Genomic DNA, 11,735 nt, shown 5'->3' with positions numbered 1-11,735 from the left:
ACAAAGCGCGTAACCCACTGATGCCCGGGAACCTGCTTTTACTTGCAGCTTGAGGCTCACAACTTGAAGCTGCCCGGAGGGCTTCCTATGAGTTATGTGATCGACCGACGTCTCAATGGCAAGAACAAGAGCACGGTAAACCGCCAGCGTTTCCTGCGGCGCTACCGTGACCACATCAAAAAGGCTGTCGAAGAGGCGGTCAGCCGGCGTTCCATTACCGATATGGAACACGGCGAACAGATCAGCATTCCCGGTCGCGACATCGACGAACCGGTGCTTCACCATGGTCGCGGCGGCAAGCAGACCGTGGTTCATCCGGGGAACAAGGAATTCACCGCTGGCGAACACATCGCCCGCCCGCCGGGAGGTGGCGGCGGACGCGGCCCGGGAAAGGCCGGCAATTCCGGCGAAGGCATGGACGAGTTTGTCTTCCAGATCACCCAGGAAGAATTTCTCGAATTCATGTTCGAAGACCTTGAGTTGCCGAACCTGGTCAAGCGCAACCTCAGCGGCACCGATACCTTCAAAACCGTGCGCGCCGGCATCAGCAATGAAGGCAACCCATCACGGATCAACATCATCCGCACCCTGCGTTCGGCCCACGCACGGCGCATTGCGCTGTCCGGCAGCAGCCGCGCCAAACTGCGCGAAGTCAAAGAAGAACTTGAGCGTCTGAGACGCGAAGAGCCGGACAACTTCGGCGATATTCAGGAACTCGAGGCGGAAATCGAAAAACTCAGCGCGCGTATCCATCGCGTGCCGTTCCTCGACACCTTCGACTTGAAATACAACCTGCTGATCAAACAGCCAAACCCCAGTTCGAAAGCCGTCATGTTCTGCCTGATGGACGTTTCCGGCTCCATGACCCAGGCGACCAAGGACATCGCCAAACGCTTTTTCATCCTGTTGTACCTGTTCCTGAAAAGGAATTACGACAAGATCGACGTCGTGTTCATCCGTCACCACACCAGTGCCCGGGAAGTCGATGAAGAGGAGTTTTTCTACTCGCGGGAAACCGGCGGCACCATCGTTTCCAGCGCCCTGAAACTGATGCAGGAGATCATGGCCGAGCGTTACCCGAGCAACGAGTGGAACATCTACGCGGCGCAGGCTTCCGACGGCGACAACTGGAACGACGACTCGCCAATCTGCCGCGACATCCTGATCAACCAGATCATGCCATTTGTGCAGTACTACACTTATGTGGAGATCACCCCGCGCGAACATCAGGCCTTGTGGTACGAGTACGAACGCATCGCCGAAGCCTTTTCTGACACGTTTGCCCAGCAGCAACTGGTCTCGGCCGGGGATATTTATCCGGTCTTCCGTGAACTCTTCCAGCGCAGGTTAGTGACATGACCGCCAAAGAGCAGAAGCGCCAACCCATTTCCACCGGCTCCGAATGGACGTTCGAGCTGATCCAGACCTATGACCGCGAAATCGCCCGGATCGCGGCCCGCTATGCGCTGGATACCTACCCCAACCAGATTGAAGTGATCACCGCCGAGCAGATGATGGATGCGTATGCCTCTGTGGGCATGCCACTGGGCTACCACCACTGGTCCTACGGCAAACACTTCCTCAGCACGGAAAAGTCGTACAGCCGTGGGCAGATGGGCCTGGCCTACGAAATCGTGATCAACTCCGACCCGTGCATTGCCTATCTGATGGAAGAAAACACCATCTGCATGCAGGCGCTGGTGGTGGCGCATGCATGCTACGGCCACAACAGCTTTTTCAAAGGCAATTACCTGTTCCGCACCTGGACCGATGCCAGCTCGATCATCGATTACCTGGTGTTCGCCAAGCAGTACATCATGCAGTGCGAGGAGCGCCACGGCATCGATGCGGTGGAAGACTTGCTCGACTCCTGCCATGCGCTGATGAACTACGGCGTCGATCGCTACAAGCGTCCGTATCCGATTTCCGCCGAAGAGGAGCGCCGGCGGCAGAAGGATCGCGAAGAGCACCTACAGAAGCAGATCAACGATCTGTGGCGCACCATTCCCAAAGGCGCGGACAAGTACAGCGACAGGGACAACGCGCGCTTCCCGGCCGAGCCGCAGGAAAACATCCTGTACTTCATCGAGAAACACGCGCCGCTGCTCGAGCCATGGCAGCGCGAGATCGTGCGGATCGTGCGCAAGATCGCCCAGTATTTCTATCCACAACGCCAGACCCAGGTGATGAACGAAGGCTGGGCGACGTTCTGGCACTACACGCTGATGAACGACCTGTACGACGAAGGTCTGGTCACCGACGGCTTCATGATGGAGTTCCTCACCTCGCACACCAGCGTGGTGTTCCAGCCAGGTTTCGATAGCCCTTATTACAGCGGCATCAACCCCTATGCACTGGGCTTCGCCATGTACCGCGACATTCGGCGCATGTGTGAAGAACCTACCGAAGAAGATCGTCACTGGTTCCCGGAAATCGCCGGGACCGACTGGCTGTCGACCATCAAGTTCGCCATGAGCAGCTTCAAGGATGAGAGCTTTATCCTGCAGTACCTGTCACCGAAAGTGATCCGCGATCTGAAACTGTTCAGCATCATGGATGACGATCAGAAGGATGACTTGTTAGTGCCTGCGATTCATGACGAACCCGGCTACCGGATCATTCGCGAAACCCTTGCTGCGCAGTACAACCTCGGCAATCGTGAACCGAACGTGCAGATCTACAGCATTGATCGGCGCGGCGACCGCTCACTGACCTTGCGTCACCAACAGCACGACCGCAAACCATTGGGCGATTCCACCGAAGAAGTGCTCAAACACTTGCATCGCCTGTGGGGCTTCGACATTCACCTGGAAACCCTGCAAGGCGACCAGATCATGAAAACCCATCACGTTCCGCCACGCAGTGAACTCAGCGAAGGGGATTACGGTCGGCTCGACCTCGCAGTCATTCATCTTTGAAACGGTTCTGGCCTCCGAAAGTCCGGCGCAAGGGTTATCCTGTCGGGCTAACGGAGGTTTTTTATGCAGATTTTCAAGGTTGGCGGCGCAGTACGTGATCGCTTGCTGGGCAAACCGGTTACTGACATCGATTGGGTGGTGGTCGGTGCCACCACAGAAGAAATGCTCGCCCTGGGTTATCGTCCGGTCGGTGCGGATTTCCCGGTGTTTCTTCACCCCAAAAGCGGCGAGGAATACGCCCTCGCCCGTACCGAACGCAAAAGCGGGCGCGGTTATGGCGGCTTCACCTTTCACGCCAGCCCCGAAGTCACGCTTGAAGAAGACCTGATCCGCCGCGATCTGACCATCAACGCCATGGCTGAGGACGACCAGCAGAATCTGACCGATCCGTACCAGGGTCAGCGCGACCTGGAAGCTCGAATCCTGCGCCACGTTTCTCCGGCGTTCGCCGAAGATCCACTGCGAGTTTTACGCGTTGCACGCTTTGCCGCGCGTTATGCCGGATTGGGTTTTACCGTTGCGCCAGAGACGCTGGAATTGATGCGACAGCTCAGCGAATCCGGCGAACTGGAAGCGCTGACCGCCGAACGCAGCTGGAAGGAAATCTCCCGCGCATTGATGGAAGACCAGCCGCAGGTATTCATTCAGGTGCTTCGCGACTGTGGCGCACTGAAAGTGTTGATGCCGGAAGTCGACGCGCTTTTTGGCGTGCCACAACCGGAAGCGCATCACCCGGAAATCGACACTGGCCTGCACACGCTCAGCGTTCTGGAGCAATCAGCGCTGCACAAACAACCGCTGACGGTACGCTGGGCTTGTCTGCTGCATGACCTCGGAAAAGGCCTGACCCCGGAAGAACAGTGGCCACGACATATCGCCCATGAACACACCGGGTTGAAGCTGATCAAAGCGGTCAACGAACGCTTCAAGGCACCGAAGGATTGTCAGGAGTTGGCCTTGCTTGTCGGCAAGTACCACACCCACAGCCACCGGGCGCTGGAGTTGAAGGCCTCGACGCTGCTGGAGTTGTTGCAGAGCTTTGATGTGTATCGCCGACCGCAGCGGTTTGAAGAGTTTATCGCCGCATGCGAAATGGACGCCCGAGGCCGTAAAGGGCTGGAGCAGAGAAGTTATCCACAAGCGGATTATTTGCGCGGTGCGGCGAAGGCAGCCCGGGAGGTCGCGGTGCAGCCGTTGCTGGAGAAGGGATTCAAAGGCCCGGAACTGGGCGAAGCGCTGAAGCGTGAGCGCCTGAAAGCGTTGAAGGCTTACAAGGAAAACAGCTAACGCAAGATCAAAAGAGCGCAGCCTGCGGCAGCTCCTACACGGGAACACGCGTTTCTCTGTAGGAGCTGCCGCAGGCTGCGATCTTTTGCTTTTAAAGATTCTGCGGGGTCAACTGCGCGCCACGCCATTCGAACGCAACCGGTGCCAGCACCTGATCAATCTGCGCCTCAGCCCACAACGTCGCGAAGGTTTTTCCCACACCCGGATGCACGCGATCCGGCGCAATCAGCGACAACGGCCACAGCACAAAAGCATTTTTCAGAATTTCCGCCCGAGGCAAAACCAGACCGTCGAAATTCCCCACCTGATCGCCATACAACAGCACGTCGATATCCAGCGGCAAACCCTTGCGATCCGGCGCGTAACGGCCGTTATCCGCCTCGATGAATTTCAAGCGTCGATCCAGCTCCATCAACGGCAGGTCGGTGTACGCCGACACCACAAAGTTGAAGAACGGCCCGCTCTTGATCCCCACTGGCGCGCTCTCGAACACCGCCGAACAGCGGATATCCACCAGAAACTTCGCCAAAGCATCAAGGCCGGCGCGCAAATGGGTTTCGCGCTCGATATTGCTACCGAGCCCGAGGTAGACCTGAGTCAGCGACATCCGCGCTCGATCTCCACACCCACACCACCCTTCGCAGCCGGAACGGCGCCAGGCTTGGTCAGCTTCAGACGCACCCACGTGATGCTGAAATCGCTCATCAGCACTTCGACCAAACGTTCGGCAAAGGTCTCGACCAACTGAAACTGCGCCTGCTCGGCAAAAGCCTGAATCCGCGTGGAAACACTGGCGTAGTCGAGCGCCAGGGTCAGGTCGTCACCGGCGGCGGCCGGGCGATTATCCCAAGCGAAGCTCAGATCAAGTCGCAAGCACTGTCGGATGCCGCGCTCCCAGTCGTAGGCACCGATCACGGTGTCGACTTCCAGGCCCTCGATAAACACTCTGTCCAAGCACTTCTCTCCGCTGCACGACAAGGGCGCAATGCGCCGTTAGAATCAGGGCGTCCTCGCCCGGAATAGTTAGCATGTTTTGGTTACTGGCGACTTTCGCCTACCTGCTCGGCTCGCTGTCCTTCGCCATTTTGCTCAGCCGCCTGACCGGAAATCCGGATCCGCGAATGAGTGGCTCGGGTAATGCCGGCGCCACCAACATGCTCCGCCTGGTCGGTCGCAAACTGGCGATCCTGACCCTGTTGGGTGATCTGTGCAAAGGCCTGGTGCCGGTGCTGATCGCCTCGGCTGTCGGCCTTTCGCTACAGGATCAGGCGTGGATCGGCGTGTGCGCCGTGATCGGTCACCTGTTCCCGCTGTATTTCCGCTTCCGTGGCGGCAAAGGTGTCGCCACCGCTGCCGGGATGCTGCTGGGCCTGTATCCGCCCGCTGCGCTGTTGGCCGTGTGCGCCTGGCTGCTGACGTTCTACCTGACCCGTACCAGCTCGCTGGCCGCGTTGATTGCCACGCCGCTGACCCTGCCGTTGCTGGCCTGGCAGGAACCGGAGGCGCTGTTGCCAATGAGCGCACTGACCTTGCTGATCGTCTGGCGCCACCGCGGCAATCTACGCGACCTGTTTGCCGGGCGCGAACGGCATTTTTAAATAGCGCCCATGAGCGCCGCTCATCACAACGGCGACAATTGCTCCATTGGCCAGCGCGCCTGCACGCTGATTGCCAGACTTTCCTGCTGACCGGCCTGCAAGCGCTGGCAACCGGCAAACGCGATCATCGCGCCGTTGTCGGTGCAGAACTCGGGACGGGCGTAGAACACATCACCCTTCAAATCGCCGAGCATCTTTTCCAGCGAAACGCGCAAGGCCTTGTTGGCACTGACGCCGCCAGCGATCACCAGACGCTTCATGCCGGCCTGTTTCAGGGCACGCTTGCACTTGATGGTCAAAGTCTCCACCACGGCCTGCTGGAACGCCAGCGCGATGTCGCAACGGGCTTGCTCGTTGTCGTCCCCGGCGCTGACGCACTGCTGCCAAGCGTTGAGCGCAGAGGTTTTCAGACCACTGAAGCTGAATTGCAGACCCGGGCGATCGCACATCGGACGCGGAAAGGTGAAACGTCCTGCAACGCCCTTCTCGGCCAGTTTGGCGATTTCCGGGCCACCCGGGTAATTGAGGCCCATCATTTTCGCGGTCTTGTCGAACGCTTCGCCGGCGGCATCGTCGAGCGTCTCGCCGAGCAGGCTGTATTGGCCGATACCATCGACCTGAACCAGTTGCGTATGACCGCCGGAGACCAACAAAGCGACGAACGGGAATTCGGGTGGTTTCGGCTCCAGCATCGGGGCGAGCAAATGCCCCTCCATGTGGTGCACACCGAGCGCCGGAATACCCCACGCAAACGCCAGCGCCTGAGCGCAGGAAGCACCGACCAGCAACGCGCCAACCAGGCCAGGACCCGCGGTATAGGCGATTGCATCGATCTCGGTCGGCACACAGTCAGCCTCGGCCAACACCTGACGAATCAAGGGCAGCATGCGTTTGACGTGATCACGCGAGGCCAGCTCCGGCACTACACCGCCATAGGCCCGGTGCAGGTCGATCTGGCTGAACAGCGCGTCGGCCAGCAGGCCGCGTTCACTGTCATATAATGCGACGCCGGTTTCGTCGCAGGAGGTTTCTAATCCCAGTACTAGCATGGGTTTGCGCCTTGTTTAGGCTGAATTCGAAGGCGCGCATAATAGTCGCCGCGCGATGCCCCGACCAGCGGTTTTCGATCAGAGGCTTTGCATTCCGAGCGATGAGGGGTTAACATCCGCAACCCTTAAAAACCGACGTCTTCAAGTGCTCTTTTGCCGCGAGGATGTTGACCCCGGTAATGAATGAAGGTAGCTCTGGATGCCAGCCGTCAAAGTTAAAGAGAACGAACCCTTCGACGTAGCTCTGCGTCGTTTCAAGCGCTCCTGCGAAAAAGCCGGTGTACTGGCTGAAGTTCGTAGCCGCGAATTTTACGAGAAGCCAACTTCTGAGCGTAAGCGCAAAGCAGCAGCCGCTGTTAAGCGTCACGCCAAGAAAGTTCAGCGCGAACAGCGCCGCGCCGTTCGTCTGTACTAATACACAGACGTTCGTAGCAAGCTTCTTGCCTAAGCCCGGCTCTCAGCCGGGCTAATGGCATTTGCGTAAAACGCTTGATGCTTCACCGTCGAAGCCGCACACGCGACCGAGACAAATCTGCTTCACGCGTCAGACCTGGCTCTTTTGCCAGCGGTGCACGTCTTTTCTGACGAGCCTTTCAAGGCTACTGACGAGCACACCCACTGATTCCTCTTACGACGATCAGCCCAAGGCACCTGCATGCGTGCCCGCTTTATTGAGCTATCCGAGGCCCTTTACCGGCCGCCAGCGGATTCAGCGCAACACTTTCAAATAGTCGAAGGCTGATGAGTACTAACGTCAGTGGATTTTCGGCAGATACACTTCCCGACAGCGATTACGCAGACGACACCGGTCGAGCCGCATATTTTGCGCGCTTCAAACAATGACCCGCGTTCGGCAGCATTTCGCATCGGACTTATTACAGCGCAGACGACGAGTACGCCATGGCCGGGCTGATTCCCCAGAGCTTCATTGACGACCTGCTGAACCGCACCGACATCGTCGACGTGGTCAGTTCGCGCGTGCAATTGAAGAAGGCCGGCAAGAACTACACCGCCTGTTGCCCGTTTCACAAAGAGAAAACCCCGTCCTTCAGCGTCAGCCCCGACAAGCAGTTTTATTATTGCTTCGGCTGCGGCGCCGGCGGCAATGCCCTCGGCTTTCTCATGGATCACGACAACCTGGACTTCCCCCAGGCCGTCGAGGATCTGGCCAAAGCCGCCGGCATGGAAATTCCCCGCGAAGAAAGCGGCCGCGAGCGCAAGCCACGGCAACCGACCGATTCGCCGCTCTACCCGCTGCTCACCGCTGCCGCTGACTTCTACAAGCAGGCGCTCAAGAGCCATCCCGCCCGCAAGGCTGCCGTGGATTACCTCAAGGGCCGCGGCCTGACCGGCGAAATCGCCCGCGATTTCGGCCTCGGTTTCGCGCCGCCGGGCTGGGACAACCTGTTCAAACACTTGAGCAGCGACACGCTTCAGCAAAAAGCCATGATCGACGCCGGCCTGCTGATCGAGAACGCCGAAACCGGCAAACGCTATGACCGCTTCCGCGATCGCGTAATGTTCCCGATCCGCGACACGCGTGGGCGGATCATCGCTTTCGGCGGCCGCGTTCTCGGCGACGACAAGCCGAAATACCTGAACTCACCGGAAACCCCGGTCTTCCATAAAGGCCAGGAGCTCTACGGCCTTTATGAAGCGCGCAAGAACAACCGCAACCTCGACGAAATCATTGTCGTCGAAGGGTATATGGACGTCATCGCCCTCGCCCAGCAAGGCCTGAAGAATGCCGTCGCGACACTGGGCACCGCGACCAGCGAAGAGCATTTGAAGCGCCTGTTTCGCGTCGTGCCGAACGTGTTGTTCTGTTTCGACGGCGACCAGGCTGGCCGTAACGCTGCGTGGCGCGCACTCGAAGCAACGCTGTCGAGCCTGCAGGACGGGCGTCGCGCACGCTTTTTGTTTCTGCCCGAAGGCGAAGATCCGGATACGCTGGTTCGCGCCGAAGGCACCGATGCCTTCAAGGCGCGCATCAATCAGCACGCTCAGCCGCTGGCGGATTATTTCTTCCAGCAACTGACCGAAGAAGCCGATCCGCGCTCGCTCGAAGGCAAGGCCCATATGGCCACCCTTGCCGCACCGTTGATCGACAAAGTGCCGGGCGCCAACCTGCGCATTCTGATGCGCCAGCGCCTGACCGAAATCACCGGCCTGAGCAGCGAAACTGTCAGCCAGCTCGCACAAAATGCGCCGCAGGAAGCGCCGCCCGCCTACGATCCAGGCATCGATTACGACGCAATGCCGGATTACAGCGACTACCATCAGCCGCAGGCACAGGACATGTATGTGCCGCAGCAGGAGTGGACGCCGAAAAAACCCGGTGCGGGCGGCAAAAAGTGGGACAAGAAACCCTGGGACAAGAACGGCAAGCGTGGCGGCGATCGTGACCAACAACGCCCGCGCACGCCGATCGGCGTCGAATCGCCGACCCTGACCGCCCTGCGCACCTTGCTGCATCACCCGCAATTGGCCGAGCGCGTTGAAGACGCCGGACACATTGCGGACGAAAATCAGACCAACGCCCAGTTGCTTGTGGCATTGCTCGAAGCCGTACAGAAGAATCCCAAGCTAAACTCATTTCAGTTGATCGCGCGATGGCACGGCACTGAACAGGGTCGCCTGCTCAAGGCACTGGCAGAAAAGGAGTGGCTGATTGACGGAGATAACCTTGAACAACAGTTTTTCGACACCATTACTAGCTTGTCAGCCCGCCAACGCGAGCGAAATCTGGAACAGTTGCTCAGGAAAGCGCGTCAAAGCGAACTGAGCATTGAAGAGAAAAACCAACTGCGCGACCTATTAAGTCGCAATGTTTCCGCATCAAACCCGACCTCAACTGGCGCGTGAGGTCATAGCTCAGGTATAATCCTCGGCTTGTTTTTTGCCCGCCAAGACCTTCAGTGGATAGGGTGTTATGTCCGGAAAAGCGCAACAGCAGTCTCGTATTATTGAGTTGATCAAACTGGGTCGTGAGCAGAAGTATCTGACTTACGCCGAGGTCAACGACCACCTGCCCGAGGATATTTCAGATCCAGAGCAGGTGGAAGACATCATCCGCATGATTAACGACATGGGGATCCCCGTACACGAGAGTGCTCCGGATGCGGACGCCCTTATGTTGGCCGACGCCGATACCGACGAGGCCGCTGCGGAAGAAGCAGCCGCTGCGTTGGCCGCGGTGGAGACCGATATCGGTCGCACCACTGACCCAGTGCGCATGTACATGCGTGAAATGGGTACGGTCGAGCTTCTGACTCGTGAAGGCGAAATCGAAATCGCCAAGCGTATCGAAGAGGGCATCCGTGAAGTGATGAGCGCAATCGCGCACTTCCCTGGCACGGTTGACCACATTCTCTCCGAGTACACCCGCGTCACCACCGAAGGTGGTCGCCTGTCCGACGTCCTGAGCGGTTACATCGACCCGGACGACGGCATTGCGCCGCCTGCCGAAGTGCCACCGCCTGTCGAAGCGAAAGTGGCGAAAGCCGACGACGACACCGACGACGATGAAGCCGAATCTTCCGATGACGAAGAAGAAGCCGAAAGTGGCCCGGATCCAGTCATCGCTGCCCAGCGCTTCGGCGCCGTGGCTGACCAGATGGAAATCACCCGCAAGGCCCTGAAAAAGCACGGTCGCAGCAACAAGGCAGCGATCGCCGAGTTGCTGGCACTGGCCGAGCTGTTCATGCCGATCAAACTGGTTCCGAAGCAATTCGAAGGCCTGGTCGAGCGTGTTCGCGGTGCCCTGGATCGTCTGCGTCAGCAAGAGCGCGCGATCATGCAACTGTGTGTACGTGATGCACGTATGCCACGCGCCGATTTCCTGCGTCAGTTCCCGAGCAACGAAGTCGACGAAAGCTGGTCCGACGCCCTGGCCAAAGGCAAGAGCAAGTACGCCGAGGCCATTGGTCGCGTGCAGCCGGACATCATTCGTTGCCAGCAGAAACTGATCGCGCTGGAAACCGAAACCGGTCTGACCATCGCAGAAATCAAGGACATCAACCGTCGCATGTCGATCGGTGAGGCCAAGGCCCGCCGCGCGAAGAAAGAGATGGTTGAAGCCAACTTGCGTCTGGTGATCTCGATCGCCAAGAAGTACACCAACCGTGGCCTGCAATTCCTCGATCTGATCCAGGAAGGCAACATCGGTCTGATGAAAGCGGTAGACAAGTTCGAATACCGTCGTGGTTACAAGTTCTCGACTTATGCCACCTGGTGGATCCGTCAGGCGATCACTCGCTCGATCGCCGACCAGGCCCGCACCATCCGTATTCCGGTGCACATGATCGAGACGATCAACAAGCTCAACCGTATTTCCCGGCAGATGCTGCAGGAAATGGGTCGCGAACCGACTCCGGAAGAGCTGGGCGAACGTATGGAAATGCCTGAGGATAAAATCCGCAAGGTATTGAAGATCGCTAAAGAGCCGATCTCCATGGAAACGCCGATCGGTGATGACGAAGACTCCCATCTGGGTGACTTCATCGAAGACTCGACCATGCAGTCGCCAATCGATGTCGCCACTGTTGAGAGCCTGAAAGAAGCGACTCGCGAAGTGCTGTCCGGCCTCACTGCCCGTGAAGCCAAAGTACTGCGCATGCGTTTCGGTATCGACATGAACACCGACCACACACTCGAAGAAGTGGGCAAACAGTTTGACGTAACGCGTGAGCGGATCCGTCAGATCGAAGCCAAGGCGCTGCGCAAGCTGCGCCACCCGACGCGAAGCGAGCATCTGCGCTCCTTCCTCGACGAGTGATACCAGAACCCCCGGCCCAGGCCGGGGGTTTTGTTTATATGGCAGATTAAATCCTTCGCAACGCCCCTCCCCCGCATACCCCGTCTACACTCGAAACAATCATCCC

General features: G+C 58.5%; 10 protein-coding genes. 7 read left to right on the top strand and 3 right to left on the bottom strand.

Annotated elements, in window-relative coordinates; genetic code table 11:
- Positions 1 to 87: 87 nt before the first annotated feature.
- The 3 genes from ACOYXJ_RS12240 (at position 88) to ACOYXJ_RS12230 (ending at position 4,205) form a co-directional block, all read left to right on the top strand.
- Positions 88 to 1,359 carry a YeaH/YhbH family protein gene (locus ACOYXJ_RS12240; RefSeq protein WP_007910114.1) on the top strand — a complete coding sequence of 424 codons (1,272 nt, stop codon included), beginning with the start codon at positions 88 to 90 and terminating at the stop codon, positions 1,357 to 1,359.
- Positions 1,356 to 2,918: a SpoVR family protein gene (locus tag ACOYXJ_RS12235; RefSeq protein ID WP_460369679.1), complete on the top strand. Its 1,563-nt coding sequence runs from the start codon at positions 1,356 to 1,358 to the stop codon at positions 2,916 to 2,918. Before ACOYXJ_RS12240 ends, ACOYXJ_RS12235 begins: the two co-directional genes overlap by 4 nt.
- Before the next feature lie 63 nt (positions 2,919 to 2,981).
- Positions 2,982 to 4,205 (top strand): multifunctional CCA addition/repair protein, encoded by a 1,224-nt coding sequence (locus ACOYXJ_RS12230; protein ID WP_460369677.1) that lies wholly within the window; start codon positions 2,982 to 2,984, stop codon positions 4,203 to 4,205.
- 91 nt (positions 4,206 to 4,296) lie between these two features.
- On the opposite strand, the gene folK is transcribed toward ACOYXJ_RS12230, so the two are convergent.
- Positions 4,297 to 4,812, bottom strand: coding sequence for a 2-amino-4-hydroxy-6-hydroxymethyldihydropteridine diphosphokinase (gene folK / locus ACOYXJ_RS12225; RefSeq protein WP_460369675.1), 516 nt, complete (start codon positions 4,810 to 4,812; stop codon positions 4,297 to 4,299).
- Positions 4,803 to 5,159, bottom strand: a complete 357-nt coding sequence (gene folB / locus ACOYXJ_RS12220; protein WP_460369673.1) for a dihydroneopterin aldolase — start codon at positions 5,157 to 5,159, stop codon at positions 4,803 to 4,805. Before folB ends, folK begins: the two co-directional genes overlap by 10 nt.
- 74 nt (positions 5,160 to 5,233) lie before the next feature.
- Between folB and plsY the strand changes: the two genes are divergently transcribed.
- Complete coding sequence (plsY, locus tag ACOYXJ_RS12215; RefSeq protein ID WP_150793315.1) at positions 5,234 to 5,803, top strand: glycerol-3-phosphate 1-O-acyltransferase PlsY; 570 nt, start codon at positions 5,234 to 5,236, stop codon at positions 5,801 to 5,803.
- Between the two features lie 23 nt (positions 5,804 to 5,826).
- Here plsY and tsaD read toward each other — a convergent pair whose 3' ends face one another.
- Positions 5,827 to 6,852, bottom strand: coding sequence for a tRNA (adenosine(37)-N6)-threonylcarbamoyltransferase complex transferase subunit TsaD (gene tsaD / locus ACOYXJ_RS12210; RefSeq protein ID WP_150793314.1), 1,026 nt, complete (start codon positions 6,850 to 6,852; stop codon positions 5,827 to 5,829).
- Between the two features lie 199 nt (positions 6,853 to 7,051).
- On the opposite strand from tsaD, the gene rpsU reads away from it, so the two are divergent.
- The 3 genes from rpsU to rpoD all read left to right on the top strand — a co-directional run bounded on the left by rpsU (position 7,052) and on the right by rpoD (position 11,629).
- Positions 7,052 to 7,267, top strand: coding sequence for a 30S ribosomal protein S21 (gene rpsU / locus ACOYXJ_RS12205; RefSeq protein WP_002551877.1), 216 nt, complete (start codon positions 7,052 to 7,054; stop codon positions 7,265 to 7,267).
- A gap of 485 nt (positions 7,268 to 7,752) precedes the next feature.
- Positions 7,753 to 9,717 carry a DNA primase gene (gene dnaG, locus ACOYXJ_RS12200; protein WP_064390792.1) on the top strand — a complete coding sequence of 655 codons (1,965 nt, stop codon included), beginning with the start codon at positions 7,753 to 7,755 and terminating at the stop codon, positions 9,715 to 9,717.
- A gap of 67 nt (positions 9,718 to 9,784) precedes the next feature.
- Positions 9,785 to 11,629 (top strand): RNA polymerase sigma factor RpoD, encoded by a 1,845-nt coding sequence (gene rpoD / locus ACOYXJ_RS12195; protein ID WP_102900130.1) that lies wholly within the window; start codon positions 9,785 to 9,787, stop codon positions 11,627 to 11,629.
- Positions 11,630 to 11,735: the final 106 nt, after the last annotated feature.

This window comes from Pseudomonas sp. Tul2A7, assembly GCF_054790505.1.
This window is presented reverse-complemented; position numbering and strand designations above follow the sequence as displayed.